The organism is Parasphingorhabdus halotolerans, assembly GCF_012516475.1.
Taxonomy (GTDB): Bacteria; Pseudomonadota; Alphaproteobacteria; order Sphingomonadales; family Sphingomonadaceae; genus Parasphingorhabdus; species Parasphingorhabdus halotolerans.
The window spans coordinates 3,044,577-3,070,482 of sequence record NZ_CP051217.1; the positions used below are offsets into that span (position 1 = coordinate 3,044,577).

Annotated in this window: 27 protein-coding genes and 1 pseudogene; 16 read left to right on the plus strand and 12 right to left on the minus strand. The window is 53.9% G+C overall.

What is annotated here, in order from left to right:
- Window positions 1-87: 87 nt before the first annotated feature.
- Window positions 88-654: an HNH endonuclease gene (locus tag HF685_RS14930; protein ID WP_168820689.1), complete on the minus strand. Its 567-nt coding sequence runs from the start codon at window positions 652-654 to the stop codon at window positions 88-90.
- 125 nt (window positions 655-779) lie between these two features.
- Between HF685_RS14930 and gluQRS the strand changes: the two are divergent.
- From gluQRS to egtD, 5 genes and pseudogenes are all read left to right on the plus strand, one after another.
- Window positions 780-1,651: pseudogene (gene gluQRS, locus HF685_RS14935) on the plus strand (tRNA glutamyl-Q(34) synthetase GluQRS).
- 9 nt (window positions 1,652-1,660) lie between these two features.
- Complete coding sequence (locus HF685_RS14940; RefSeq protein ID WP_168820691.1) at window positions 1,661-1,891, plus strand: HIG1 domain-containing protein; 231 nt, start codon at window positions 1,661-1,663, stop codon at window positions 1,889-1,891.
- Between the two features lie 12 nt (window positions 1,892-1,903).
- Window positions 1,904-2,482 carry a cob(I)yrinic acid a,c-diamide adenosyltransferase gene (locus HF685_RS14945; RefSeq protein ID WP_168820693.1) on the plus strand — a complete coding sequence of 193 codons (579 nt, stop codon included), beginning with the start codon at window positions 1,904-1,906 and terminating at the stop codon, window positions 2,480-2,482.
- A gap of 141 nt (window positions 2,483-2,623) precedes the next feature.
- Window positions 2,624-3,811, plus strand: coding sequence for an ergothioneine biosynthesis protein EgtB (egtB, locus tag HF685_RS14950; RefSeq protein WP_425500190.1), 1,188 nt, complete (start codon window positions 2,624-2,626; stop codon window positions 3,809-3,811).
- 23 nt (window positions 3,812-3,834) lie between these two features.
- Window positions 3,835-4,794, plus strand: coding sequence for an L-histidine N(alpha)-methyltransferase (gene egtD, locus HF685_RS14955; protein ID WP_168820695.1), 960 nt, complete (start codon window positions 3,835-3,837; stop codon window positions 4,792-4,794).
- Window positions 4,795-4,809: 15 nt separating this feature from the next.
- Here egtD and HF685_RS14960 read toward each other — a convergent pair whose 3' ends face one another.
- Window positions 4,810-5,928 carry a DUF1176 domain-containing protein gene (locus tag HF685_RS14960; RefSeq protein ID WP_168820697.1) on the minus strand — a complete coding sequence of 373 codons (1,119 nt, stop codon included), beginning with the start codon at window positions 5,926-5,928 and terminating at the stop codon, window positions 4,810-4,812.
- A gap of 109 nt (window positions 5,929-6,037) precedes the next feature.
- Here HF685_RS14960 and HF685_RS14965 point away from each other — a divergent pair, with 109 nt between their 5' ends.
- Both HF685_RS14965 and HF685_RS14970 read left to right on the plus strand, forming a co-directional pair.
- On the plus strand, window positions 6,038-6,907 hold the full coding sequence (locus tag HF685_RS14965) for a 3-hydroxyacyl-CoA dehydrogenase family protein (protein ID WP_168820699.1): 870 nt from the start codon (window positions 6,038-6,040) through the stop codon (window positions 6,905-6,907).
- Between the two features lie 33 nt (window positions 6,908-6,940).
- Window positions 6,941-8,086, plus strand: a complete 1,146-nt coding sequence (locus tag HF685_RS14970; RefSeq protein WP_168820701.1) for an epoxide hydrolase family protein — start codon at window positions 6,941-6,943, stop codon at window positions 8,084-8,086.
- A 1-nt stretch (window position 8,087) separates the two neighbouring features.
- Here the strand turns inward: HF685_RS14970 and HF685_RS14975 are convergent, their stop codons facing one another.
- Both HF685_RS14975 and HF685_RS14980 read right to left on the minus strand, forming a co-directional pair.
- Complete coding sequence (locus HF685_RS14975) at window positions 8,088-8,759, minus strand: CPBP family intramembrane glutamic endopeptidase (RefSeq protein ID WP_168820703.1); 672 nt, start codon at window positions 8,757-8,759, stop codon at window positions 8,088-8,090.
- Window positions 8,756-9,559: a MerR family transcriptional regulator gene (locus HF685_RS14980; protein WP_168820705.1), complete on the minus strand. Its 804-nt coding sequence runs from the start codon at window positions 9,557-9,559 to the stop codon at window positions 8,756-8,758. Before HF685_RS14980 ends, HF685_RS14975 begins: the two co-directional genes overlap by 4 nt.
- A 77-nt stretch (window positions 9,560-9,636) precedes the next feature.
- Here HF685_RS14980 and HF685_RS14985 point away from each other — a divergent pair, with 77 nt between their 5' ends.
- From HF685_RS14985 to HF685_RS14995, 3 genes are read left to right on the plus strand one after another with little or no spacing between them, the layout of a single operon-like run.
- Window positions 9,637-10,569: an ABC transporter permease gene (locus HF685_RS14985; protein ID WP_246218651.1), complete on the plus strand. Its 933-nt coding sequence runs from the start codon at window positions 9,637-9,639 to the stop codon at window positions 10,567-10,569.
- On the plus strand, window positions 10,566-11,366 hold the full coding sequence (locus HF685_RS14990; RefSeq protein ID WP_246218652.1) for an ABC transporter permease: 801 nt from the start codon (window positions 10,566-10,568) through the stop codon (window positions 11,364-11,366). Before HF685_RS14985 ends, HF685_RS14990 begins: the two co-directional genes overlap by 4 nt.
- 34 nt (window positions 11,367-11,400) lie before the next feature.
- Entirely contained in the window at window positions 11,401-12,924 is a 1,524-nt protein-coding gene (locus tag HF685_RS14995; RefSeq protein ID WP_246218653.1) for an ATP-binding cassette domain-containing protein, read from the plus strand.
- Window positions 12,925-12,982: 58 nt separating this feature from the next.
- On the opposite strand, the gene HF685_RS15000 is transcribed toward HF685_RS14995, so the two are convergent.
- Window positions 12,983-13,735, minus strand: a complete 753-nt coding sequence (locus HF685_RS15000; protein WP_168820709.1) for a TorF family putative porin — start codon at window positions 13,733-13,735, stop codon at window positions 12,983-12,985.
- Between HF685_RS15000 and HF685_RS16155 the strand changes: the two genes are divergently transcribed.
- Window positions 13,734-13,892, plus strand: coding sequence for a hypothetical protein (locus HF685_RS16155; protein WP_211051244.1), 159 nt, complete (start codon window positions 13,734-13,736; stop codon window positions 13,890-13,892). The genes HF685_RS15000 and HF685_RS16155 overlap by 2 nt on opposite strands.
- 96 nt (window positions 13,893-13,988) lie before the next feature.
- On the plus strand, window positions 13,989-14,354 hold the full coding sequence (locus HF685_RS15005) for a hypothetical protein (protein WP_168820711.1): 366 nt from the start codon (window positions 13,989-13,991) through the stop codon (window positions 14,352-14,354).
- Here HF685_RS15005 and HF685_RS15010 read toward each other — a convergent pair.
- The 5 genes from HF685_RS15010 to HF685_RS15030 all read right to left on the minus strand — a co-directional run bounded on the left by HF685_RS15010 (window position 14,351) and on the right by HF685_RS15030 (window position 20,277).
- Window positions 14,351-15,676, minus strand: coding sequence for a mechanosensitive ion channel family protein (locus HF685_RS15010; protein ID WP_168820713.1), 1,326 nt, complete (start codon window positions 15,674-15,676; stop codon window positions 14,351-14,353). The two genes, HF685_RS15005 and HF685_RS15010, sit on opposite strands and share 4 nt — an antisense overlap.
- On the minus strand, window positions 15,673-16,872 hold the full coding sequence (gene metC, locus HF685_RS15015; protein ID WP_246218654.1) for a cystathionine beta-lyase: 1,200 nt from the start codon (window positions 16,870-16,872) through the stop codon (window positions 15,673-15,675). The genes HF685_RS15010 and metC overlap by 4 nt, the downstream gene beginning before the upstream one ends.
- Before the next feature lie 29 nt (window positions 16,873-16,901).
- Window positions 16,902-17,738, minus strand: coding sequence for a 3-mercaptopyruvate sulfurtransferase (gene sseA / locus HF685_RS15020; RefSeq protein ID WP_168821567.1), 837 nt, complete (start codon window positions 17,736-17,738; stop codon window positions 16,902-16,904).
- Between the two features lie 135 nt (window positions 17,739-17,873).
- Complete coding sequence (locus HF685_RS15025; protein WP_168820717.1) at window positions 17,874-19,412, minus strand: cryptochrome/photolyase family protein; 1,539 nt, start codon at window positions 19,410-19,412, stop codon at window positions 17,874-17,876.
- Between the two features lie 67 nt (window positions 19,413-19,479).
- Complete coding sequence (locus tag HF685_RS15030; protein ID WP_168820719.1) at window positions 19,480-20,277, minus strand: hypothetical protein; 798 nt, start codon at window positions 20,275-20,277, stop codon at window positions 19,480-19,482.
- Here HF685_RS15030 and HF685_RS15035 point away from each other — a divergent pair.
- From HF685_RS15035 to HF685_RS15045, 3 genes are all read left to right on the plus strand, one after another.
- Complete coding sequence (locus HF685_RS15035; protein WP_168820721.1) at window positions 20,276-20,890, plus strand: hypothetical protein; 615 nt, start codon at window positions 20,276-20,278, stop codon at window positions 20,888-20,890. The genes HF685_RS15030 and HF685_RS15035 overlap by 2 nt on opposite strands.
- 114 nt (window positions 20,891-21,004) lie before the next feature.
- Entirely contained in the window at window positions 21,005-21,475 is a 471-nt protein-coding gene (queF, locus tag HF685_RS15040; protein ID WP_168820723.1) for a preQ(1) synthase, read from the plus strand.
- 1 nt (window position 21,476) lies between these two features.
- A complete protein-coding gene (locus HF685_RS15045; protein WP_168820725.1) occupies window positions 21,477-22,565 on the plus strand; it encodes a glutathione S-transferase family protein in 1,089 nt (362 codons plus the stop codon).
- A gap of 8 nt (window positions 22,566-22,573) precedes the next feature.
- Here HF685_RS15045 and HF685_RS15050 read toward each other — a convergent pair whose 3' ends face one another.
- Window positions 22,574-23,698 carry a DUF3089 domain-containing protein gene (locus HF685_RS15050; protein WP_168820727.1) on the minus strand — a complete coding sequence of 375 codons (1,125 nt, stop codon included), beginning with the start codon at window positions 23,696-23,698 and terminating at the stop codon, window positions 22,574-22,576.
- 153 nt (window positions 23,699-23,851) lie between these two features.
- On the opposite strand from HF685_RS15050, the gene HF685_RS15055 reads away from it, so the two are divergent.
- Entirely contained in the window at window positions 23,852-24,250 is a 399-nt protein-coding gene (locus HF685_RS15055) for an acyl-CoA thioesterase (RefSeq protein WP_168820729.1), read from the plus strand.
- A gap of 4 nt (window positions 24,251-24,254) precedes the next feature.
- Here HF685_RS15055 and HF685_RS15060 read toward each other — a convergent pair whose 3' ends face one another.
- Window positions 24,255-25,835 (minus strand): helicase HerA-like domain-containing protein, encoded by a 1,581-nt coding sequence (locus HF685_RS15060; protein WP_168820731.1) that lies wholly within the window; start codon window positions 25,833-25,835, stop codon window positions 24,255-24,257.
- Window positions 25,836-25,906: the final 71 nt, after the last annotated feature.

Here is a 25,906-nt window from a genome sequence, read left to right on the forward strand (position 1 = left end):
CTCGCCAAACGTTTTGGCATCACGCCTTGCGCTTCACTGAAATCGAGCTTGTTATCCGTCACAATTATGTGATCGGCCCGGGTTTGCCTAACCCTCCAGCTCGATATCCCAGTACAGCCAGTCATTCCAGGTATCGTGCAGGAAATTGGGAGGGTAGGCGCGGCCGTGTTCCTGCAACTGCCAATTGGTTGGTTTGATCGGGCGCTGGTGCAATTGCATATGGGCTTGCTGCGGTGTCCGACCGCCTTTTTTCAGGTTGCAGGGCAGGCAGGCGGTCGCAACATTTTCCCACGTGGTGCGGCCTTTCATGCGGCGCGGGATAACATGGTCGAAGGTGAGGTTGTCAGGCGATCCGCAATATTGGCAGCAAAACTTGTCCCGCAGGAACAGATTAAACCGTGTGAACGCTGGGTATTCCGAAGGCCGGACGTATTTTTTCAGCGCAATAACCGAGGGAATTTTCATATCGAGGCTGGGGCTGTGAACATGGCGTTCGTAGCTGGAGACAATATTTACCCGATCAAGGAACACCGCCTTGATCGCGGTTTGCCAGGGCCATAGGCTCAAGGGGTAATAAGATAATGGGGTGTAATCGGCGTTAAGCACCAGTGACGGGCAGCTTTCCGGATGCCGCATCAGGTCTGGGTGATACATATTACTCGTTCTCCCCCGGGGACAAAAACCCCGTTACGTCTTTACTGCCCGGTCCTTTATCCGCAAGAACATGACATGATCATGACACAAACAACATTATCGCGCCCGTGACGTCAAGAGGGGATTTGCGCCAAGATGTTGTGGTGCGCTTTGCGCCCAGCCCCAACGGCCTACTACATCTGGGCCATGCCTATGCCGCAATGGTCGCCCACGACTATGCGCGAGCGCATCAAGGGAGTTTCTGCTGCGTATTGAAGACATTGATATTGCGCGCAGCAGGCCTGAATTTGTTACCGCTATTTTCGACGATCTGCGCTGGCTGGGCCTGGACTGGGATGGCGACGCGATTTTTCAATCGCAGCGCTTCGATGATTACTCCGCCGCCACGGCGCGCTTGAAGGTGATGGGATTGCTCTATCCCTGCTTTTGTACACGGTCGGAAATGCGGGAATTACAGACAGACAATCCACAGGAGGAGGGTCCCGATGGGCCGATTTACCCAGGAACATGTCGCGATTTGGCGTCAGATGAGGCGGTATCGAGAATGCAAAGCGAGGCTGTCTGCTGGCGGCTTGATATAGAAAAGGCGTTGGCCCAAACCGGTGCACTGGGCTGGCATGACGAGCGGCGTGGCGTGCAAGAGGCCGATCCGGGTGCGCTTGGCGATGTCGTCGTTGTCCCTAAAGAAATGCCGGTGAGCTATCATCTTGCGGTGACGCTCGATGATGCTCGTGACGGGATAACCCATGTCGTGCGCGGCGAGGATCTCTTTGCCTCCACCCACATCCACCGGTTACTGCAAGCATTGCTAGATTTGCCGACACCCCGTTATTTGCATCATGCATTGCTGCTGGATGAAACCAGCGAAAAGCTCTCGAAAAGCCGTGCTTCTGCCTCATTGGCCGTATTGCGGGGAACATATGATGACGGCATGAGCTTGATCAACGAACTGAGAGCAAAAAAGCTTCCTCTTGGAATCACACTTTCAAACGTCTAGGTAGTATACATGAACTATATTTTGATAATTATGATCATCGCGGCCGTCGGTGCCGTCGTATATGCATTGGCGCGCGGGCTGATTGCCTTTGCCAATATGGAGCCCGGCGATGTCGATGCCGACGGCATTACCGCATCCCACAAAAAACAGAACGAAATGATGTTTGCGCGGGTTAAATATCAGGCGATCGCGGTTGTGCTGGTTATCCTGATGCTGGTGATTGCAGGCAGCGGCAGCTAAGACCGCGCCCTGATGGTCAAGCTCAACAAAATTTATACCAAAACCGGCGATGATGGCACAACCGGCCTCGTTGATGGTTCCCGCATATCCAAAGATGATCCGCGTATGGCGGCCATTGGTGATGTCGATGAGCTGAACAGCGCGATAGGCGTGGCCATTTGTGAAATATCCGATGAAACTTTGGTTGCCGTTTTGCGGGTGATCCAGAATGATCTGTTTGATCTGGGCGCTGATTTGGCAACACCGGCAGCAGAAGGCGATGATTTTGCGCCATCGGAAATGGTGCTGCGGGTGACCGCGTCACAAGTTGCGAGACTGGAACACCAGATTGACGAAGTCAACGGAGCGCTCGATCCGCTGACCAGCTTCATATTGCCCGGTGGCAACAAGGCGGCTGCAGCCATTCATGTTGTCCGCGCTATTGCCAGACGAGCGGAACGGACTGCCGTTAGCGCGGCACAGTCGATGGCGATTAACGCGCATGCGCTGGCTTATATCAATCGCTTGTCTGACTATCTGTTTGTATTGGGCAGAGCGCTGAACAATAGCGGAAAAGCGGATATTTTGTGGGTTCCAGGGGCCTCCCGCTAGTCTGCATTTTTACGTGGGAACTTGCAAATTCGCTTAGCGGTGGCGCAAATATCCGATGTTGACCTGACCCTCGTTCGCTCTATGTTCTAAAGAATCGCAACACCCGCCGGAGTAAGACAGATCGCTAGCCAACCCGAAAACCTGTCTGCCGAAGCGCAAATATCTGGAACCTCGCTTTCGCTGGCTGACCGTTTTAAGGCCGTTCGCGATCATAGCATCGTCCTGGTTGCTGGTTTGAGCGATGCAGATGCCACGGTGCAATCGATGGATGATGCCTCACCTGCCAAATGGCATCTGGCGCATACCAGCTGGTTTTTCGAAACATTTTTGCTGCGCGGACATGACGAGAGTTATCGCGCTTTTAATCCCGAATACGGTTACCTATTCAACAGCTATTACGAAGCAGAGGGCGCACGTCATGCGCGACCCCAGCGTGGTTTGTTGACCCGGCCCAACCTCGCTGAAATACTGGATTATCGCGGCCATGTGGATGCCGCCATGCTCGCTGCGATGGACCGTTTTTCGGCGGAACAATGCGATTTGCTGGAGCTTGGTCTGCACCACGAGCAGCAGCATCAGGAATTGTTGCAGGCCGATATTCTGCACTTATTCTCGTGCAATCCGCTGGGACCAGCGCTGCGGCCTACCAAAGCTGAGCAAACGGCAGAAATGCCTCTGGAATGGGTGAAGGGCAAAAGCGGTATCCAGGAAATTGGTTGTGACGGCAGCGGTTTTTCTTTCGATTGCGAAGGTCCGCGCCACCCGCAAATGCTCCATCCTCATGCGCTGGCTAGCCGTCCAGTGAATAATTTTGAGTGGCAGCAGTTCATTGCCGATGGCGGATATTCCGATCCGCAATATTGGCTGTCAGACGGTTGGACGTGGGTGCAGAATGAGCGGATTGTCGGGCCTCTCTATTGGCGAGACCGGGATGGCCAGATGGAGCAATTTGGTTTTGCCGGCTGGCAGGAAATCGATCCCCATGCGCCGGTGCGCAATATCAGTCTCTATGAAGCCGATGCTTATGCAAGCTGGGCGGACGCGAAATTACCGACGGAAGCGGAATGGGAAGTTGCCGCGCAAAACGGGCTTCCAAACGCAGGCGATGTCTGGGAATGGACCGGCAGCGCCTATCGACCCTATCCCGGTTTCAAAACGGCAGAAGGCGCGGTTGGCGAATATAATGGCAAGTTCATGTCGGGACAATTTGTTTTAAAGGGCAACAGCTCAATAACGTCACCCGGTCATAGCAGACCAAGCTACCGCAATTTCTTTTACCCCCACCAGCGCTGGCAGTTCACCGGACTGAGGCTCGCAAAAGATATTTGAGCGCCGAAGGACGCTTTTTACTCATGGATATGAACACCATCCCGGTTGATCCGGCTTTTCGCAAGGACGTTCTGCGCTGTTTTGAAGATGGCAGTCACGCCATTCCGGCGCGCTGGCTTTATGACCGGGCCGGTTCGGAATTGTTCGAACAGATTACCGAGCTTCCGGAATATTATCCAACCCGTACCGAGACCGCTTTGCTGAAAAAATATTGCAGCGAAGTTGGCGCACTGGGTGGTGAGGGCCGGGCCGTGATTGAATTTGGTTCGGGCAGTTCCACCAAAACGCCCCATTTGCTGGAAGCGATACATCCTGCGGCCTATGTGCCGATTGATATCTCGGGCGAATTTCTGGCTTACAGCGCGGCGCAGCTGAAACCCGTATTTCCTGATTTGCCGATTTACCCGCTCGAGGCTGATTTCATGCACCCGTTGCGGTTGCCCGAAGAAGTGCTGGACCAGCCCAAGATTGGCTTTTTTCCGGGTTCAACCATAGGCAATATGATTGCGCGGACATCGGTTGATTTGCTGCGATCAATGCGCGAAACACTGGGTGTCGGCTCGCAATTGCTGATTGGCTTTGACCGGATCAAGGACAAGGATTTGCTGATCGCGGCCTATGATGATAGCGCTGGTGTCACCGCGCAATTCTCGCTCAATCTGCTGCACCGGATCAACGGCGAGCTGGAGGGTGATATTCCCGTCGATCAATTCCGCCATGTCGCAACCTGGAATGATCGCTATGCTAGGATCGAGATTTATCTGGAAGCGCAGGCCGATGTGGCGTTTCCAATAGAAGAGCGCGCCTTCAGCCTGTCAAAAGGCGATAGGCTCCATGTTGAGAACAGTCATAAATACGGCATCAGGGACGCGCGCTTGATGTTGCGGGCAGGCGGCTGGACACCGGTGCAGGAGTGGAGCGATGAGAGCGATTACTTCTCGCTGATATTGGCCGAGGCGCATCCGTATAAGCATGCGCCTTAGCGATACTCACCCGGATTATTGGTCTGTTGCGGCAGCCTGTTCGACCAGATTTTCGCGCTTCTGATAATTGGCGCGCCAGGTCGTGATCCACTCGTAACCGCCGCGGCATTCGTTCATCTGACTTGCTTCAACCAGACGAAATTGTTCCCCGTCCCAGACGAAGCGCTCCGCCGTGCCGCAATCGCCGAGACCGCGACCCTTGGCATAGCTGCCAAGTAGCTGGTTGGTTTCGTCCCAATCGGCATTGACCAGCAGTGGCGGTCCGCCATCGCCGCCCCAACTGGGTGGTTTGTCAAATTTCGCGAGCTTGAACTGCCAGCCCGTAGCGGTTTTGCCGCCGCCCTTGGCCGGGCTAATATATTCGCCAATATAAACTGCACTGGAGAAATTATAGGCACCAGATCCACAAGATATCAGTACCAGGGCGCGATTTTTGTTGCCGCGCTTACCCATTGGAAAAACCTGATCTTCGACAACGCCATAGCGCTCATTCTTGCAGGCAGAATTTTCAACCAATGATACGATCTCGCCGGTTTCCGGGATAAGTTTCGACGCTTCCCACTGATCAACCGTGATTACCGGGATGCTGGCTTCTAGAGGCCTGAACATACGCCGGCCTTTAGCGACCAGAGCGGTGTTTGTGCCAGCGCGCTTCTGGCGGGCATCCATGTAGCGCATTGCGGCGGTGGAACCGGAAAGGGAGATGCTTGTCAGCGATTCACCATTTGGTCCGGTAATCTCCATACGCATACCGCGCGCCAGGGCTTTCGATACTTTTCGCGCATCTTCGCCAACGATCTCGATCGGATTATCGCCCTTGGCAATCGGTCCGGTATCGACCAACCGGCCATCGACCATCATTTTATAGCGGTCAAAGTCGCCGGATTGAATCAGTACATGGATTTTGAAAATATCATCATTGCCCGCAGTTCGAATCATGGTCAGCAAACCTTCGCCATTGCCAATTCCACCGCTGTCATTTTCCGGCTCCAGCGATACCGCCTGACAGTCACCGCCATTGTCACAGCCAACGGCCCAGTCCTTGAATATTTTGATTTCCGAAGGTTGCGGGACACTTGCAGCCAGCGCAGAAGCACCGAAAATAAGCGGAAAAAGGGATGCAAGCGACCACATGCAGGGAAGTCTAGCCAGTTTGCATCAGAATCGCTAGTGCCTTTGCAAACAACATTGGCGCTAGATGGCTGCTTGCGAAGTAAAACCAAGATGTAAAGAAGGACGATTTATGAAATCACTGGGTGTTATCGGATCAGGCCAAATGGGAATCGGCATCGCGCAAGTCTCTGCTCAGGCAGGCATGCATGTCTATCTTTCCGATATGAATTTGGAGATTGCTGAGCAGGGCAAGGCCGCAATTGCCAAACAATTGGCGCGGTTGGTCGAGAAAGAGAAAATCGAGCAGCAAGCCGCCGAAACAACGTTGAGCCGGATCGAGCCGGTGGGGTCGCTGGACCCGATGGCCACTGCCGACATGATTATCGAGGCAGCGACGGAGCGAGAAGAAATCAAGCGCCAGATTTTCGCAGCTGCGTCTGCCATATTGGGACACCAAGCCGTGCTCGCCTCCAATACCTCATCAATTTCGATCACCCGTCTGGCGCAGGCGGTGAAAGACCCGTCGCGGTTTATCGGGGTGCATTTCTTTAATCCGGTGCCGCTCATGGGTCTGGTGGAAATCATTCGGGGGTTGGCGACGAACGACCGTACGGTTTCCGTAGCAACAGATTTTGCCAAAGCGGTCGGCAAACAGCCGGTGGTGGCTAAAGATTCTCCGTGCTTTGTGGTGAATCGCATTTTGCTACCCATGCTCAACGAAGCATTTTTCGCACTGGGTGAGGGTACGGCCTCGATGGAAGATATTGATCGCGGCGTGCAGCTGGGTCTGGGACACCCGATGGGACCCATAACGCTGGCTGATTTGATCGGGCTCGACACATTGATGGAAATTTTGGCGGTGTTACAAAATGATTTTGGCGATCCCAAATATCGGCCTGCACCAATCTTGCGCAAATATGTTGAAGCTGGTTGGTTAGGCCGCAAAACCGGCAAGGGCTTTTATGACTATTCCGGCGAAGTGCCGGTTCCGACGATGTGAGCGGGGTTGCAAATTAAGAGAGGGTTACCAGTCATGACCGACGCCATACGTGATTTTAAAATCGATATTCCAAAAACAGCATTGGACGATCTCGACATTCGCCTGCGCCATGTGCGCTGGCCCGATCCCGAGCCGGTGGATGACTGGTCACAGGGGATTCCGCTCGAATATGTGAAAATAGTCGCCGACCATTGGCGGACCGAATATGACTGGCGGCGATGTGAGGCGGAGCTTAATCAATATCCGCACCATCGAACCGAGATTGATGGCGTGGATATCCACTTCATGCATATTCGCTCGCCGGAACCTGATGCGCGCCCGATCATTATGACCCACGGTTGGCCCGGTTCGATCATTGAATTTATGAACGTCATTGGCCCGCTCACCGATCCGGTGGCACACGGCGGAGAGGCGAAGGACGCCTATCATCTGGTGGTGCCGTCGCTCCCCGGATATGGATTTTCGGGCAAACCCACCGAAACGGGATGGGGTATCGAGAGGATCGCAAAAGCGTGGGATACACTCATGGTACGCCTCGGCTACGATCGCTATTTCGCTCAAGGCGGCGACTGGGGCGGGATGACAACCTCGGTTATTGGCGTACAAAATCTTGGGCACTGCGCGGGCATACATGTGAATTTTGTCGTCGTCGGCCCACCATCTGCAGAGATCATGAAGGATTTAACGCCTAAAGAGCAGTCTGCTATGGCGCACCTTCTTGACTACCGGGAGCAAGGCGCCGGTTATGGGGAAATCCAGCGCACCAAGCCGCAAACTCTGGGTTATGGGCTCGCCGACTCACCTGTGGGCCAGATGGCATGGATCATGGAGAAATTTCAGGGCTGGTCCGACGGTGCGACAACGCCCGATGGCGCGTTTGATGCGGATCAGTTGCTGGATAATGTCATGATTTACTGGCTTAACAACGCCGGTGCGAGTTCGGCGCGGTTGTACCGTGAGAGTTTTAGCAATCCTAATATTGAACCGATTGAAATCCCGTCGGGATGCAGTGTTTTCCCCAATGAAATTATCGCACCTTCGCGTCGATGGGCCGAACAACGTTTTAAAAATATCCAATATTGGGGCGAACCAGAACGTGGTGGCCATTTCGCGGCGATGGAAGTGCCGGAGTTGTTTGTGCAAGAAGTGCGCAAGTGTTTCAGGGTGATGGAGTTTTAGGTTACCGTCCATATTGCAACGCCAAAGCGAACATCACGAACGGTATGGCATCGGTTATAAAATGGGCCAAGGCACTGCTCCAGAAGTCGCGCTTCCACCAATAGTAGGCTGTGAAAATGACGGTCAATAATGTGACTGGAATTAAGTGACTCAGACCCCACCCGGGAGCATGGAGACCAATAAACACAACTCCGGGAATAATCGAAGCCAGCCATTTATTTTTGGATAGAAAATGCAGACGGTCAATCGCATAAAAGCGAAACAGCCATTCTTCGACCACGCCAGCGGTCAACGATAAAAACAGGAGCAGTGGAATAGGTCTTTTGGCTAGTTCTTGCATTTTTGAAGGATCACTGTCTCCGCCCAAGGCCGGGATGATCAAAGCGTAACAAAGACCTATGGTGAACATTGCAGCCAAACCAACGCCAACGCCCAGCAAAACCGATTTGACAGCTGGTTTGCGAAACCCAAAGCCAGCCGGGAAAAGTCCCTCCACACGCAATGCCCAAAACGCAATCACAGCAGCGAATAGCCACCAGATGATTTCCCGGAAATATAGCCAGCCATCGCTATCCGGGAGACCTTTGGAAAGCAGTACCAATAATATGGGGAGCAGAAGTGCACCAGAAAACCCAATAATGGCGTTGCTCCGGGAAGCCTTTAAGCCGTTCATTGTTTCATCCAGTCCGGCACTGGCCCAATATCCTTGCCGGCATCGCGCGCGATCTTGCCCGCTTCTGAAATAAACGTCCAGACTGTGGACGAAAATCCGGTATCCACGTCATTTTCCCATTCGGGCATTTTGTCGTATAGCCTGTGCGACCCTTCCCACATTTCCGGCGTCGCGACTTTGCTAAACGGTTCGAGCAAGGTGAACCATTCACGGACGAATGCCAAAGCCTTGTCGCTTGCCGGGTCTAGCGGTAGCGCCGCCTCTATCCGGGCGCTCAGCGCCTTCCATTGATCCTGATATTCTCTCTTTTGAAACATATCCATCTTGTCGCCAACATTGGCTTGCCATTCGGCTTGCTCGTCCGGCGTGTAATAACGATCAATCACTTTCTTCCAGTTTTCCTCGGCCATCGTCCGATCTCCGTCTTTAATCAGCGAACAAAGGGTCGCGGCATCAAGAAGTTCGCCATTTTCGATGCGAGATAAAGCGGCTTTCAGATTATTCTGCGCGTTTTCGAGTTCCTTCGCTTGCGCAGATAATTGGGTCAGCTGACCTTTGAATAACTGTGCCAGATCAAGTGGTTTTCCGCTCAGCAACCGGCCAATTTGGCTTAGACTGAGGCCTGCTTTCTTGAGCGTGACAATCTGGTGGATACGCTCCAGTTGAGGCGCGCTATAATAGCGCCGGTTGGAGGCCGTGCGCAGCGGGGACAAAAGCCCACGCGCTTCATAAAATCGCAATGCACGGCTCGTCAGTCCGGTCTGGCGAACAACTTCATTGATGGTCAGAGAATCAGTCATAAACCGCTTCTACCAGTTTACGCGGCGTCAACTTCAAGCCTATTTTTGAACGCTGGACAGATATTGGCGTTTGCGCCATGAATCGCCGCATGCTCGCGCTTATCTTCCGCCGTTTGACCACCGCAATCCCGACATTGCTCGGCATCATATTGGCGTCTTTTTTCCTTATGCGGTTGGCACCGGGTGGCCCATTTGATGGAGAACGGCCGCTTCCGCCCGAAACGCGGGAAGCTTTGCAGGCGGCTTACGGCCTCGACAAACCGCTTTGGGAGCAAGCTTGGATATATGTATCGCGGCTGGTGCATGGCGATTTCGGGCCTTCACTGGTGTACCGCGATTTTACGGTGTCCGAACTGGTGGCGCAGGGGCTACCGATATCACTGATGCTCGGTGGCTTGGCGATAGTTCTGGCGTTGGCAATAGGCGTGTCTGCGGGTTTATTCGCGGCAGTTAGGGCCGGTAAAGCGGCTGACAAGATTATCATGATGGCGGCTACGGTCGCAACAGCATTGCCGACTTTCGTTACCGGACCCGCTCTGGCGCTGTTGCTTGGACTTTGGCTCGGCTTATTGCCAGTGTCAGGAAAGGGCGATGGCGTACTGTGGCTGGTCATGCCGGTTTTCGCTCTGGCACTGCCCGTATCCGGCGCAATTGCCAAATTGACGAGGGCGGGGTTGGCGACGGTGCTCAAGCAAGACCATATCCGCACCGCCATAGCGCGAGGACTGCCCGAAACCAAAATCCTGTTCAAGCACGGGCTGCGTCCGGCACTAGTACCGGTGGCGAGCTATCTTGGCCCAGCAGCAGCGGGTTTGCTGACCGGTGCCGTAGTGGTTGAAACCGTATTCGGGTTGCCGGGACTAGGGCGTTATTTTGTCCAGGGCGCGCTCAACCGGGATTATCCCTTGGTTCTGGGTGTAGTGACGCTCTACGCGTCGCTGATCATATTGTTCAACCTGTTTGCTGATCTGATCTACGGCTGGCTTGATCCAAGGATGCGGGACGGGTGAAGGGCACTTTGACACGTCAGCACTGGCCGCTTGGGGTTGTGCTGTTGCTCGTGGGCGCAGCCTTCGTCCTGCCGTTCATCTTGCCGTGGACCTATGATCAGATCGATTGGGACGCTGTTCGCGCGCCGGCGTTTTCCGGCTCGCATGTATTTGGCACGGATGAAATTGGCCGCGATAGACTGGCTAGATTGGCGGCGGGTACACGGATTACATTGATGGTTGCGATGGCAGCTGCTTTGGTTTCTCTCGTAGTCGGAATTGCCTGGGGCGCGACCGCTGGCTGGATTGGCGGCAGGGTGGACGAAGCGATGATGCGCTTTGTTGATGCCCTATACGCGCTACCCTTTATGTTCATTGTCATTCTGCTGATGGTGATATTCGGGCGCTCGATCCTGCTCGTGTTTGTTGGTATCGGGCTGGTCGAATGGCTCACTATGGCCCGGGTTGTGCGCGGGCAGGTGATGAGCCTCAAAGAACGTCCGTTCATTCTTGCAGCCGAGGCGGCGGGAACTTCGGGACCGATGATCCTGCTCAAACATATCCTGCCCAACATCGCTGGCGTCGCGCTCGCCTATTTGATGCTAACTGTGCCTCAGGTGGTAATGGTTGAGAGCTTCCTTTCATTCCTTGGCTTGGGTGTGCAGGAGCCTCTAACCTCTCTTGGCATCCTCGTGAAGGAAGGCGCCGATGATATGGATATGACGCCGCTCGGGCTTTTGTTACCCGGCGGGCTGCTCGTACTCATTCTGGTTTGCCTGACCATCGAGGGTGAGCGGCTGCGGGATGTCTATTCGTGAGGCGCTTCAGATGAGCCTTTACAGCATACGGGATATGACAATCGAAATAGCCGGTCAGCGGCTGGTCGAAGGCGTGAATATTGATGTGGAGGCTGGTAAATGCACGGCCATTATTGGCGCTTCGGGTTCGGGCAAAAGTCTGTCCTGTCTTTCGCCATTTGGTTTGACGCCCGGCGCAGTTTCGGGTTCTGCAATTCTTGATGGCGTGGAACTGACCAGTGCTGACGCCGATCAAACGCGCAGGGCAAGAAGCCAGTTAACCGGCTTCATATTCCAGCAACCGCTAACGGCATTGACGCCGCACCTGACCATCGGCGCACAGCTTCGGGAAGCAGCTGCACAGGCAGGCGGCTCGCCGCTGGAACGGCATGAACTGGAGCAAAAACTGGAGCGGGTCGGGCTGTCGCGTGCCGATGAAAAGCTGGATCAATTTCCGCATAGACTATCGGGCGGCGAACGTCAGCGGGTGATGATCGCTGCCGCCATCGCGCACCATCCCAAGTTGCTGATAGCTGACGAACCGACCAGCGCGCTGGATGCATCCTTGCGCGGCGAGATTTTGGATTTGCTGGATGAATTACGCGCCGAGCAAGGGCTGGGCGTTTTGCTGGTCAGTCATGATCTGGCTTCGGTGGAAGGCCATGCCGATCATCTGGTGGTGATGGAAAAGGGACGCGTGGTGGAAAGCGGACCAACCACCACCATCATTGCCCAACCCAAAGAAGATTATACACGGCGTTTGATAGCTGCGACGCCGCGACTCGATGAACCCGCGCCACATTTGTCGGTTGTTGGCGAAATCCTTCTGGAAGCTAAAAATATAAGCGTTTCATTTCCGCGTCCCGGTTGGCGACGCGGCCAGATCAAAGCCGTTGACGATGTCACCCTTGTTGTGCGTGAGAGCGAAGCCTTGGCGGTGGTCGGCGGGTCCGGTTCCGGTAAATCCACCTTGGGGCGGGCGATTGCGGGGATCGGGCCGGTCACTTTGGGAACGGTATCTTGGCATGGAGAATTATTGCCACAACGGCGGGCGCGCACTGCGGGGATGCGCGCGCTTATCCAGCCGGTTTTTCAGGACCCGATCGCCAGTCTAGATCCGCAATGGAAAGTCGCGAATATCGTTGCGGAACCGCTGAAAAATTTACGACCGGATATTATAAAACTGGAACGTATTGAGTTGGTCCGGCAAGCATTGGAAGATGTAGGCTTGGATGCCGACTATCTGGCGCGCTCTCCAGCCAGCCTTTCTGGAGGTCAGGCCCAGCGCGTTGCGATTGCGCGTGCAATGATTGCCAAACCCAAATTGCTGGTATTGGATGAAGCGACATCGGCGCTCGATCCGTTGGTCGGGGCTTCGATACTGGATTTGCTCGTGAGACTGCAGCGCGAAAATGCCTTGAGCATATTGTTCATTACGCATGATATCGCATCTGCACGCAGGCTATGTCATCGTATCGCAGTGCTGGAGGACGGTAGAATTGTCGAAACTGGTGATATGGCGCAAGTGACTCAGCACCCGCAGGCAGAGGTCACGCGAAAGCTGATTGCTGCCAGTTAGAAACGAAAAAGGCCGCCCTGTTTCCAGAGCGGCCTGTTTCGTTGACGAAATTCCGAATTTAGAACGAAACGCCGAGGGTGAAAACGACGGTATCGTCTGAAAAATCATTCACCTTTGGACCGCCCATGCCAACGTACAGCAAGCTTGCGGTTAGATTTTCGGTAATTGCCCAATCCGCGCCGACGGACCAGTCAAACGTGTCGCCATCAGCCGAAATCGCCAAGCTGCCATCGGTATAGCCAAGATGGGCATTCAGTGTAATCGGCGTCGACGGGATGCCAGATGACAGGTCGGAATAAATGTAAATATTATCATCATTCGCAATCGCTGCCTGATCCGGTGCGTAAGCAACGCCCAGTTTGGCTTCGACTGGACCCAATGTGCCGGAAATAGAAGCATAGGGCTCAAAATAATCGCTAGGACCTGCCAAACCATCTTCGCCGTTGGGGTAGATGTAATAGAGCAAGCCAACATCAACAGTAATACCGGACGCAACTTCGCCGGACCAGCCGCCATAGATATCAAGTTCGGTATGGCCAAAGGTAGGGCTGTCTTCGATTGATGATGCCCAGGTACCGATATAAAAGCCGCTTTCATGACCGATATCAATACCGCCTTGCACAGCAATATCACCATCGGAGAATGATATTCCGCGAAAACGGTAATCGGAGGTAATTGCTGCATTGCCGGATACGGTGATACCGCTGGACGATTCTTCCGCTGCATCTTGAGCGAAAGCAGGCATGGCAACAGATGACAAAAGCACTGCGCCAAGGCCGAGAATGGTTTTTTTTGTATAGGACGTGCGCATGGAAATTCCTTTCTGGTTAGATGCGTATCGCCCCTCCTGGAATTCGTTTCGGTTGTCTTTTTATTGCGCCAGCGAGGCTGGCAGCGGACAATCTCAAAACATGCAAAAGAAAACTGCATCACTTTGCTGCGGCGCACAACAATTAATGTCAGCATAGGTGACATAAATGGGAAAGCGTTGCCAATTGGCCACAATTATCACGGACACAGCTGGTGTTTAGACGATTTTAACCATGATTTTCTAAACTATGGTGATGTCCAAATTTGATCCCTTGATAAAGTCCGCAGATGCCAATAGCCGCTTTGATGACAGTTTTGCACGTCTGCGGGCTGTCGATTCGGTAGTGGTTTTGATCGCCGATATGGCGGAGAAACAAGGCTATTCGCTCAATCTCCCGGAACGGGAAGTGCTGGAGGCAGCCTATGCAAAAGCTTTGCGCCTCGCACAAAAGCGCTTCGATAGCATTTGCGATGAGCTTGCGGCGATGGCCCGTTCAGGAGCTCAGGCGCTACTGCAGCTCAAATCGGCAGGCCGGAATAATCTCGGTGTGGCAGCGCAAAGGCTGTTGCTCGAGATTGACAAAAAAAGCGCTGAGTTGCTCCGGATAGTTCGGCACTAATCCGTTTCGGCAGGTCTTGTTTCCGGCGGTTCTGTTTTGATGACCGCCGATGCTGCGTCGGGCATGGTTCTAATATGCACATCGCGTTGCGGGAACGGGATCTCCACGCCATGTTCCTTGAATAAATCCCACACCCGCTTAAGCACCGCCGCCTTGAAATTACCCACGCCGGATTGCGGGTCATTTATCCAGCAACGGATTTCAAAATTCACGCTATTGTCGCCAAATTCCAGCATCCACACCACCGGTTTAGGGTGGTTAAGGACGCGGGGCACGTCAACGCAGGCTTGCTTCATCAACTCAATCGCGTGATCCATATCGGTGTTGTAGGACACGCCGACGGGGATGCTGATCCGGACATTCTTGTTGGAATAGGACCAGTTTTCAACTTCCTGCGTCATCAGGTTTTCGTTCGGAATCAGATGTTCTTTACCCTCGCGGGTGAGCACTGACACCGCGCGAACGCCGATTTTATTCACCCAGCCATAAGTGTCACCCACCACGATTACATCACCTGGCTTTATCGAGCGGTCCATTAGCAGAATAATACCGGCGATCAGGTTGCCGATGGTTTTCTGCATGCCGAAGCCGATGGCCAGACCAAAAGCACCGGAGAATACGGCGAGAGCGGTAAAATCTATGCCCAATACATCAAGGCCAAGCATGAACGTGGCGACGAGAATGGCGACGGTTGCCAGTTTTTGCCCCAGAACCTTTTGTGCCCCGTCAAGTTCGCTGTTGCCAATAACATAATTTATCAGCTTCATCAGTACGCGGGCGACTGCGAGCAAGATAACGGCCGTCATCGCGATCGTCACGACCCAGAGCAGCGAAATGCGGTGCGTCCCGATATCGACGCCCACGCGTTCCATCGCGATGGTTATGCGGTCGATATTGCCGACCAGACCGAGCGCGACTGAACCGAATACGGTCAGACCCATTAGGCTTCCAATCCAGTCCGGCATTCGAACGCCGCGGATCAGGTCATTGGTGAATAGCCCCGAAGTGATGGCGATGGTTAGCGCGAAGACCACTTTTGCGATAAGCGTCCACGGCCAAAAGGCGAGGAAGATCCCGCATAATATGAATGTCGTCGCGCGCCGCGTCATATCGCGGATGCGCCGACCGGCTAATTCGCTTTCATAACCCGCTCTCTCCTCCCAGATATGGAGTAGTTTGGGGCCGAAAAATTTGCTGACGTACCATCCTGCGATTAGCGCCAAAACTACGATTCCGGCAGCTACCGCACCTTCAACATATTGCACATTGCTCGTCGTTTCCGGAACCAAGGATTCAATCTTTTTGAGCAGCGTATCGATCATGATGGTTGATTGTTATAGTGTTCAAACGCTTTGGCAAGGTCGGCGATCAAATCATCCACATCTTCCAGACCAATTTGCAAGCGGACCAGCTTGCCGGCTTGGCTCCAGGGGTTCGCCGTCCGGTATTTTTCTGGATCGACCGGGAGCGCAAGGCTTTCAAACCCGCCCCAGCTATAACCGATGCCGAATAGGTCAAGGGCGTCGATAAATGCAGCGCGTGATTGCTCATCGGCATCCGGCAGCTGGAAAGAAAAGAGGCCAGACGAGCCTTTGAAATCGCGCTTCCAGATTTCATGGCCGGGGCAATCGGGCAAGGCTGGGTGAAGAACCACACCGACTTCTGGTCGTTCTTTGAGCCAATGGGCGATTTTCAGTGCAGATTGCTCGTGCCGCTTCAATCGCACTTCCAGGGTGCGTAATCCTCGTGCCGCCAGATAAGCATCGTCAGGAGAGGCAACCTGACCCAATTGCTGGGCCGTCCGTCGCAGCTGTGTCCAATATTTCTGGTGCGTCGTCGCTGCGCCCAGCATCACATCGCTGTGACCCACGATATATTTGGTCGCGGCGACAATCGAAATATCAACGCCATGTTCGAGCGCCGGAAAAAAGCGTGATGTTGCCCAGGTATTATCGAGCAACGTAACGATGTCTGCTTTTTTGGCTGCTACGCAGATTGCGGGGACGTCCTGCACTTCGAAAGTCAGGCTGCCCGGACTTTCCAATAGGATCGCTTTGGTTTTGTCAGTGAACAGTGACGCAATATCCGCCCCGATCATTGGGTCATAGTAATGCGCTGTTATCCCCATGCGTTTCAGGAAAGCATCGGCAAAGCTCCGGCTTGGATCATAGCTGCTGTCGGTCAGCAGAACTTCATCGCCGGGCTTGAGTACCGCAATCATTGCGCACGATATAGCCGCTACACCGGATGGATAAAGCATAGTGCCTTCCGCTCCGGGCTCCATTTCCGTCAGTGCGTCAGCAAGAGACCATTGGGTCGGTGAACCGCGTCGACCGTAAAAAAACTTTCCGTCTTCGTTGGATTTTACACCGACGCGCAGGTCCGCCACATCATCATAAAGATGCGTGCTACCGCGCCACACGGGCGGGTTAACAACCGCGCCGGTCCACTCTTTCCGGCGACCGGAGTTTACCGCCTGTGTCGCCGGTTTGCTGCTTTTATCTGAAGTGCCCCCCACCATGATATCCTAGCAGGCGAGCAACCGGATCACGCGGTTTCTTTGGGCGTATCGGAGTCTGCGCCCCATTCGGACCAGCTGCCATCGTAAAGCGCCACTTTGTCCGCGCCTGCGAGAGTCGCCGCAAAAGATACTACGGCGGCGGTCATGCCGGACCCGCAGGTAGAAACAATGGGCTTCGACAGATCAACGCCCGCGTCATTGAACAAAGCCTTGATTTCGTCCGCAGATTTCCAGGTGCCATCGGCATTGAAGAAATTGCTGTGCGGAATATTTGACGATCCCGGAATATGGCCTTTGCCCATCCCTTCGCGTGGTTCATCCGCTTCGCCGCTAAACCGGTCTGCCGGGCGGGCATCAACGACTTGCTCATCCTTGCTGTGTAAATTGGCAAGCATTGCCGCTTTGTCGCGAATGTCCTTTTCATCTTTCCAGACGGTGAAATGGCGGTGACGCAAAGCTTCTTTGCCCGTTTCAAGTGGTCTTTCTTCCGCTTTCCATTTGGCTATTCCGCCATCAAGTATGGCAACTTCGTGAGCACCAAATATCGTCAACATCCACCATGCGCGCGCCGCACTTTTTAGAGGGCTATCGTCATAGAGCACGATCCGGCTGCCATCACCAAGGCCCAACGACTGCATCCGGCTGGCAAATTTTTCTGCTGGCGGCAACATGTTTTCAAAATCGCTATTGCTGTCTGCAAGCTCGCCAAGGTCCATGAAAACGGCCCCGGGAATATGCCCGGCTTCATATTCTGCTTGCGGATTTCGCCCTGTGTCAGCCATAAATTTTGTTGCATCAACAATGCGCAAGTCCGACGCGCCGAGTTCATTTGCAAGCCAGTCGGTGGTTACCAGCAGTTCCATTATATGCTCCTTATGTGCGGCAGCGATTGCCGCAATTGTCACGTGAATTTCTATCGTCTAGCGATTCGATTTCAAGCAGTCGAGGCTATAACGCATCGCAAGGAGAATCCACCGCTTATGTGCTTTTTGTGCAAATCATTGGCGATAAAGGCTTTTCAGAAATGTCGCAGCGCTCGTGCGAAGCGCTTTCTGGTCGTGCTCAGCCGTTTTTTGCCAAGTCCGGTAGGGCATCGCCAGACGGTTATTATCGCCTAGCTTGTCCTCATTTCGCGCCAGAAAATCCCAATACAAGGCGTTAAAAGGGCAGGCGTCGGGGCCGGTGCGCTGTTTCACATCATAGTAGCAGTTTCCGCAATAGTCGGACATTTTGTTGATGTAATTTCCCGAAGAAGCATAGGGCTTTGACGCGATTATCCCGCCATCGGCGAACTGGCTCATGCCCAGCGTGTTTGGCAGTTCCACCCATTCATAGGCATCGGCATATACCTCCAGATACCAGCGGTGAACTGCGTGCGGATCAATCCCGGCGATAAGCGCAAAATTGCCGGTAATCATCAATCGCTGGATGTGATGGGCGTAGCTGTGATTCAGCGTTTGGCCGATGGCTTGGCTGAGACAATGCATATCGGTGTCACCAGTATAATAGAAATCCGGCAGTGCCCGATCCGCCTTCAGAAAATTGCGGTTCACATAATCAGGTCCTTCACGCCAATAGATGCCGCGTACATATTCACGCCAGCCTATTATCTGGCGGATAAAGCCCTCGGCGGCATTGAGCGGAACCTTTTCGTCAGCATAGAGCGCAGTAACTTCCTTACATAGTGACAAGGGATCAAGCAGACCGGAATTAATGTAGGGCGAAAGGATCGCGTGCCAGAGGAACGGCTCACCAGATAGCATCGCATCCTGATAGTCACCAAATTGCGCCAGAGCATTGTCCAGAAAATTGCGTCTTTGTCGCAAAGCTTCATCATGAGTGACAGCAAAGTGGAAATGATCCAGTGACCCTGGATGGTCTGCAAAGCGCGTTTCAACCATGTCCATTACTTCCCGGGTGATGTCATCGGGTCGAAACCGAACCGGTTGCGGCATCATCAGGTCGCGTTGGGCCGGCTTGCGATTTTCGCTGTCGTAATTCCATTTGCCACCTTCCGGCTTGCCGTCATCGTCGAGCAGCAACCCCGTTTTGCGCCGCATCTCGCGATAGAAAAACTCCATCCGCAATTGTTTCTTGCCGTTGGCCCAGTTCGCAAATTCCTGATGAGTGGCAATAAACCGCGTATCTGGGAATATCTCCACGGGCACACCGAATTGGTCCTCCCAATTTTCGATCATTGCCATCACCCGCCATTCTCCAGCCTCGGTGACGCGGATGGAAGCAATATCATGACGTTCTAGCGCCCGGGCAATTTCACCGGTAAAGCTGCCGGAATTGTCTTCATCGTCCAATCGAACATAATCGACCGTCCAGCCGCGTTCGCTTAAAGCCTTTGCATGATGCCGCATGGCAGAGAGAATATAGGTGATTTTGGCTTTATGATGTTTGACGTAGGTGGTCTCTTCGCCCACTTCCATGAGAAGCAATATACAGTCTTTTTGCTGCTGATCCTCCAGCGACGACAGTGCAAAAGACAGTTGATCGCCTAATATCGGGATGAGAGTTTTTGAGGTCATTGGGAAACAATGCCATAATGACGATTCAGTTCCATACGCCAAAAAGGGAGAGGTTCACAAAGTCAATTCAAATAGTAACCGGTCGCTGGCCGACGGGCTTGAATATCTGCGGGCCTAGATCGAGCCGGAAAGGAGCCATTTTCGGCCGGGGTGGTTCATGTTCCTTGCCGATAATGAAAGCGGCCGACTGCGAAGAAATTTTATCCACGAGATCATCTTCGGAACTGTTATATGTTGCCACAAAACGTGTGAGCGGCACGAATAATTTTTGTGAGTTAAACGCAATCGGTTCAATAGCATAGAGCGGCAACCGGATTTCGCCTGAAAGGGTAATCGCTTCGCCCGCCGCCAGATTTTCCACTTCGTGCAACAGGTCGGGCTCGGGTGTTTCTGCGCCCTGCACGAGCTTGGCATTGGCCTGCATCATGGTCCCGGACAACGCAATATTCCTGAGCGGCGTGTCTTTGGTGTTGGTCAAAGTTACGCTATAATTGAGCACAGCGTTGAGCAAAGTGGACGAGGCGCCATTGGCCGTGAGTTCAATCTTCAGCACCTGGTCTGTGTCGGGCGCAATCGCTTTCTTTACACCATTGGGTGCCGGCTTGTCGGGCGCGGGAACTGGACTCGGTTGAGCGGGCGGTATGGTCCCAATTTTGGAAGTGATGAAACCACCTGTATTTCCTGCAACCGGTTCTTTCTGTTGTGCCGGATCCGGCGGGGAGTATATTTTGGGTGCAGGTTTGCGAGCCTTTGGCTTGGCTGTAGCCGGTTTCGGCGCTGGGAGGTCTTTGATAGCTGGCTCTGCAATCTGGACATTATTACTCTTCTTTTTGCGCCAAAAGAAGAGCGCAAGAGCTGCGAGCATGGCAATCAAAACCGCTGCCGCAGCCAACAATATGTTTATATTGTTCGACGCTGGTTCCGGAACGACATTATTTTCCGGCTCTGGCATGCTGGATGGCAGCGTATCAGTGGTTGGAATTGCGCCACTATCGTCTTCAGGCGAAACGACGGGTTCAGTAGTGTTGCTAGCTGGCGGAGCACTTTGCGGGATTGGGTCAGGTGCCGGTTCAACAGAGACGGGCCGCTGCGGGGGCGGTGCTGACCTTGCTGGGTTTTGTTGGGGCGATCGTATCGTGGTTGAAGGAGGTCGTTCTGCCGGGACACGCGCCGTTGGAGCAACGACTTGGGGCGTGCTCGAGCGTGAAGACGCTGGCACCGTTGGCCGAGGGGCGGTAGACGTAGACGTAGACGGTTGCGGCGGCGGAGTCCCTTCATCGACCGGACCCTCGGCAGCCGGTGTGCCCGGTCTCTGTTCGGCCGGTGGCAGCCTATATTCGCTGACCGATGGTAGATCGATAACCTCGCCCGGCAATTCGTTTTGTGCAAAAGCCGGAACGGCGGTGAAGGCACAGCAAAGCACAGCGGCAATCACCTTGGCCGCTATATTCGCTGAACGGGTCGAACTGTTTCGATGATTTTTGATCATTGCCCTCTGGTCTTCTCGCGCCATCTGTTGCTTTTATCACTGAACTGGCCATGAATATAGTGTTTGGGATGACATCAGCTGCCCTGTGCATTAGATGATCTGCATGACCGATCAACAAAACTCTAAGCCTGCACCGAAATTTCTTGGTCAGCAAAGCGCGACACCAGCTTCTCCGGAAGAGGCCGTGCTTGACTATGTTGCCAATCCACGCACCGGAGAGCTGTATCTCACGCGCTTCGCGGCACCTGAATTTACGTCGCTTTGCCCGGTAACAGCGCAACCTGATTTTGCCCATCTGGTGATTGACTATGCGCCGGACAAAACCATTGTCGAATCCAAATCGCTGAAGCTGTTCCTCGGCGCGTTCCGCAATCATGCCGCCTTTCACGAAGATTGCACGGTCGGTATCGGCAAACGGTTGTTTGACGAAATGAAACCGAAATGGCTGCGTATAGGCGGTTACTGGTATCCGCGCGGAGGTATTCCGATTGATGTCTTCTGGCAGTCGGGCGAGCCACCCAAGGGGCTTTGGCTGCCCGATCAAGGCGTTGCACCCTACAGAGGAAGAGGTTGATATGACGCATAAACTTTACGGCGGCCCGCTTTCGCTCTACTCGGGAAAGGCGCGCGCCTATCTCGACTGGAAAGGCGTGGATTACGAAGAAATCCTGAGTTCGACCGAAGTCTATAAAGACATCATCCTACCAAGAGTTGGCCGACCCGTTATTCCGGTCATGGTCACCGACGATGATGAAACGCTGCAAGATACCACCCTGATCATCGATCATTTCGAAGAAAAACTGGGTGGGCAGTCGGTCTATCCGGACACACCCAAGCAGCGGCTTGTTGCTTTGCTTATGGAGGTTTTTGGAGACGAATGGCTGGTGATTCCGGCGATGCACTATCGCTGGAACTATAACGAAGAATGGGTTTACGGCGAATTTGGTGCGGTCGCCGCGCCTGAAGCCAGCAAGGAGGAGCAGCTGGTCATTGGCCGTGAGCGCGGTCAGAACTTCAAGGGTTTTTGCCCGATATTGGGGATTAATGAACAGACTATCCCCGCGATTGAAGCGAGTTATGAGGAGCTGCTCGCTGATCTGGACGCGCATTTTACGGCGCATGACTTTCTGCTCGGATCACGGCCTTCGATTGGCGACTATGGCTTGATTGGGCCGCTCTATGCGCATCTTTATCGTGATCCGGCTTCTGGCGAGATTATGAAGCGGTTGGCTCCCCGTGTGGCTGCCTGGGTTGAGCGGATGGTGGATGTCAAAACGCCGTTATCGGGAGATTTCCTGCCCGATGATGAAGTGCCAGCGACGCTCATTCCGGTTTTGGAGCGGATGATGTTGGAACAGATGCCGTTTCTGCAAACCACTGCAAATATGTTTGCGGCATGGGTCGATGCCAACCCGGATACAGACATCCCGCGCGCTGTTGGTATGGCGGAATTTACCGTAGAGGGTGTCACTGGGCAGCGGATGGCACCGCCGTTCAGCCTATGGATGCTGGCACGCGCACTGGGCTTTTACGAGAACCTTGGCGAAAAGGATAAGCAAGCCGTCGACGGGATGTTGTCATCAACAGCGGGCGTAGAAGCGTTTCAGCAATTTGCTGCAGGACCACAATTGTTGTTCGAGAATTTCCGGCTAAGACTTGCCTGAAGGCGGCTCTATTTCCGACCGGCCTTCCATGCTTTCAACTGCTGCGGCACCAGCGCGACAAGATCATCATAGGCGAGTGACACGTCAATGAGGTGCAATCCCCAATCCTGCAACACTGTGCTGCCAACCACCACGTCTCCCGGCACGTCATCCGTGCGAGGGTCGTCAGCTACACCGTCGACCGACACCGACAAATAGCTTGCTCCGTTCTCATTCACGCACTGGGCGCTAAGCAGGCCGGGTAGGGCAACATAGCCGGTCGAAATATTCGCATCCTTGACCCACGGCCCGGTGTCGCGGGCCATTTCCCAAGACCGGCTTGCCGCAAAGGCGCTACGTAACGGCGCGCGGCCACCACCCAGTGCTGCCGGGTTGGTACAGGCGACTTCCATTCCCGCTTGATCCGTCTTGCCAAATCGCGAATTGGCTGGCGGCGGTGCGGTTTCGCGAAAACTGACATAAGTCACAACGCAACCGCTCTGCTCGGCTTTTTGGCAAAGCGGCGTGGATTGGAAATCACCGCCAACATCTTTGCCCTTCGCGACCAATATGTTGCTGCCAATCAGCATCGCGGACAGCATCTTTGTCGCGATTGGTTTCCCATCAATTTCCTCGGCGAGCAACCGCTTGAGCAAGCCGGTGCCCTGACTATGGCCGATGATAACAAACGGGCGTCCGTCATTGTCGTTGGCCAGATAATGCTTCCATGCATCGCGGACATCGCTGTAATTTAGCTCACGGTCTGCCGCGATCGGTTGCCCCGTCATCAGCGCGCGCAACGCCGTCAGAGTGACTTGGCGGTAGAGTGGCGCAAAGGTGCGGCACTGCGCGCCAAAGCGGGCAAATTGCGCCTCGATAACTTTACGTTCTTCCTCATTGGCAACCATATCGCTATTACCGGTTTCGTCGAAGGAAACGGTGGGGTAGACGTAAAAGCAATCGGCGTCCGGCGCTTTCGCGGGCTCAAATTTTGTGACGGTCAATGTGCCATCGGGCGCAATCGCGGTAATGTCTCGAGAGATGGTGCAGGCATCACGCTGGTCCGGGCGGCAAAGCCAGTTTTGGGCAAGACCATAGTCGTTTGGAACCGGCCCAGTCGCCGCAGCTGCTGCCAATATTGTTTCGATTATCATGCCTTCTTCTCCCCGATGCCGATGATGTCATGATTCGAGTTTTGTGGCAATCCGCTACCGGAAAAAATCGAGAAGCCATTGTTTTGACAGCGCGCAGTTGATCGGTTGGTCATTTGTCTTTGCAAGGTCACAAACTTACACTATCGTCAGCAGATGGGTCCAATTTTTCAGCATAATATCGCGATTGCCGCAGACGACATTGATTTCATGGGGCATGTGAATAACGCCAATTACCTCACATGGGTTCAGGAAGCCGTGATTGCACACTGGCAGAAAATCGCGCCAAGCGAAGCGCTGGCAACCCATTTGTGGGTCGCGCTAAAACATGAGATTACCTATCGGAAACCGGCGTTTCTCAATGATGAGGTGATTGCCGATGTGCTGCTTGAAAAAGTGCATGGCGCACGCGCGTTTTACACCACCATCATTCGCCGGGGTGAAGAAGTGCTGGCCGAGGTCGAATCCAGCTGGTGCTGCATTGACGCAGGCACAATGCGGCCTATGCGGATCGCCAAAGATATGGTCAGCCAGTTTTTCGCATCGAAAGACTGAACACTTAACGCATCAGCCCACCGATCAGATTGCGGACAAAGCGGCCTGCGACCGGTCCGGCCAGATCGGTCGCGATTGATCCGGCTATAGACGTCACGCCGGACTGCACGGGACTAGCGCGCGATTTTTTACCCAATACCGCTGACGCAGCCATGGCAGCAGCGGATCCAGCGACAACTTTGGTTCCGCGACTAAGCGCCTTTTCCCAGATGCTTTTGGTTTTGCGTGGATTTTTGGCGACTTCTTCCTTGCTTGTTTTCTCGACTTCTACTGCGACTTCTGCGGCATCGCTTGCTTTCTGGAGCAACACTTCTTCTGCTGATTCGCGGTCGATCTCTTCATCATATTTGTCCTTATAGGGTGAAGCGAATACGGTAAACGCACGTTCTTTTTCGGTAACCGGGCCCAGCCGGGAGCGCGGCGGTTTGATTAGCGTTCGCTGGACAATAGAAGGCGCCCCGTCTTCGAGCAGTGTTGAAACCAGCGCCTCACCCGTTCGCAATTCGGTGATCGCCTGCTCGACATCCAAATCCGGATTGATCCGGAAGGTATCCGCAGCAGCCTTGATTGCCTTCTTGTCCTTTGGCGTGAAAGCGCGCAGCGCGTGTTGCACCCGGTTGCCGAGCTGACCGGCGACTTCTTCAGGAATATCAACAGGGTTCTGTGTTACGAAGTAGACGCCGACGCCTTTGGAGCGGATCAGGCGAACGACTTGCTCGATCTTGTCCTCCAGCGCTTTGGGTGCATCTTCAAACAGCAAATGGGCTTCATCAAAAAAGAACACGAGCTTGGGTTTTTCAGGATCACCAACCTCGGGCAGTGTTTCAAACAGCTCGGCCAGCAACCAAAGCAGGAACGTCGCATAGAGCTTGGGACTGCGCATCAACTGGTCAGCTGCCAGCACGTTGATGTAGCCGCGGCCCTGGTCATCACATTTGATGAAATCATCAATTTCGAGTGCAGGTTCGCCGAAAAACTGGCCGGCACCCTGGCTGTCGAGTTGCAATATTTGCCGCTGGATGGAGCCAACGCTAGCGCGGCTGACATTGCCATATTTGGTTGACAGCTCTTTGGCATTGTCGGCAGTGTGGGCGAGCATCGCCTGTAAATCTTCGAGATTCAGCAGCAGCAAGCCTTGTTCATCAGCATAGCGGAAGACGATGTTGAGAACTCCCTCCTGCGTATCATTGAGGTCCATCAATCGGGAGAGCAGAAGTGGCCCCATTTCGGATATCGTGGTGCGGATGGGGTGGCCCTGTTTTCCGTATAAATCCCAGAAGACGGCAGGATTATCGGAATAGGCGTAATCATCCATGCCCAGTTCTTTTGCGCGTTCTTCAAGCTTGTCCGCATGTTTGAAGGTGGGGGAACCTGCCATGGAAATACCCGCGAGATCACCCTTCACGTCGGCAACAAAAACCGGAACACCATTTGCTGAAAAACTCTCTGCAAGACTCTGCAAGGTAACCGTTTTACCGGTGCCGGTTGCGCCTGCAATCAATCCGTGGCGGTTGGCGCGCCGCAGGTTGAGGCTCTGGCGCTCTCCGCCGCCCAGTCCAAGAAAAATTTCCGTTGCATCAGCCACTCGCGAATCCCCTTTTTTGTCTCACCGATGGTTATCGTGCGCACAACAAAAAGGCCAGCGCGAAGCCAGCC

Bases quoted from the DNA above. Each gene is read 5' to 3' on its own strand.
- HF685_RS16155 (WP_211051244.1), top strand. From the start codon at position 13,734: ATGGAAATTCCTTTCTGGTTAGATGCGTATCGCCCCTCCTGGAATTCG.
- HF685_RS15010 (WP_168820713.1), bottom strand. From the start codon at position 15,676: ATGATCGATACGCTGCTCAAAAAGATTGAATCCTTGGTTCCGGAAACG.
- HF685_RS14945 (WP_168820693.1), top strand. From the start codon at position 1,904: ATGGTCAAGCTCAACAAAATTTATACCAAAACCGGCGATGATGGCACA.
- queF (WP_168820723.1), top strand. From the start codon at position 21,005: ATGACCGATCAACAAAACTCTAAGCCTGCACCGAAATTTCTTGGTCAG.
- HF685_RS14965 (WP_168820699.1), top strand. From the start codon at position 6,038: ATGAAATCACTGGGTGTTATCGGATCAGGCCAAATGGGAATCGGCATC.
- HF685_RS15055 (WP_168820729.1), top strand. From the start codon at position 23,852: ATGGGTCCAATTTTTCAGCATAATATCGCGATTGCCGCAGACGACATT.
- HF685_RS15005 (WP_168820711.1), top strand. From the start codon at position 13,989: ATGTCCAAATTTGATCCCTTGATAAAGTCCGCAGATGCCAATAGCCGC.
- HF685_RS14995 (WP_246218653.1), top strand. From the start codon at position 11,401: ATGACAATCGAAATAGCCGGTCAGCGGCTGGTCGAAGGCGTGAATATT.
- HF685_RS14960 (WP_168820697.1), bottom strand. From the start codon at position 5,928: ATGTGGTCGCTTGCATCCCTTTTTCCGCTTATTTTCGGTGCTTCTGCG.
- HF685_RS15050 (WP_168820727.1), bottom strand. From the start codon at position 23,698: ATGATAATCGAAACAATATTGGCAGCAGCTGCGGCGACTGGGCCGGTT.
- HF685_RS15035 (WP_168820721.1), top strand. From the start codon at position 20,276: ATGGCAATCAAAACCGCTGCCGCAGCCAACAATATGTTTATATTGTTC.
- HF685_RS15045 (WP_168820725.1), top strand. From the start codon at position 21,477: ATGACGCATAAACTTTACGGCGGCCCGCTTTCGCTCTACTCGGGAAAG.
- HF685_RS14985 (WP_246218651.1), top strand. From the start codon at position 9,637: ATGAATCGCCGCATGCTCGCGCTTATCTTCCGCCGTTTGACCACCGCA.
- HF685_RS14980 (WP_168820705.1), bottom strand. From the start codon at position 9,559: ATGACTGATTCTCTGACCATCAATGAAGTTGTTCGCCAGACCGGACTG.
- HF685_RS14930 (WP_168820689.1), bottom strand. From the start codon at position 654: ATGTATCACCCAGACCTGATGCGGCATCCGGAAAGCTGCCCGTCACTG.
- HF685_RS14970 (WP_168820701.1), top strand. From the start codon at position 6,941: ATGACCGACGCCATACGTGATTTTAAAATCGATATTCCAAAAACAGCA.
- sseA (WP_168821567.1), bottom strand. From the start codon at position 17,738: ATGGAACTGCTGGTAACCACCGACTGGCTTGCAAATGAACTCGGCGCG.
- egtD (WP_168820695.1), top strand. From the start codon at position 3,835: ATGGATATGAACACCATCCCGGTTGATCCGGCTTTTCGCAAGGACGTT.
- HF685_RS15000 (WP_168820709.1), bottom strand. From the start codon at position 13,735: ATGCGCACGTCCTATACAAAAAAAACCATTCTCGGCCTTGGCGCAGTG.
- HF685_RS15030 (WP_168820719.1), bottom strand. From the start codon at position 20,277: ATGCTCGCAGCTCTTGCGCTCTTCTTTTGGCGCAAAAAGAAGAGTAAT.
- HF685_RS14975 (WP_168820703.1), bottom strand. From the start codon at position 8,759: ATGAACGGCTTAAAGGCTTCCCGGAGCAACGCCATTATTGGGTTTTCT.
- HF685_RS14940 (WP_168820691.1), top strand. From the start codon at position 1,661: ATGAACTATATTTTGATAATTATGATCATCGCGGCCGTCGGTGCCGTC.
- HF685_RS15025 (WP_168820717.1), bottom strand. From the start codon at position 19,412: ATGACCTCAAAAACTCTCATCCCGATATTAGGCGATCAACTGTCTTTT.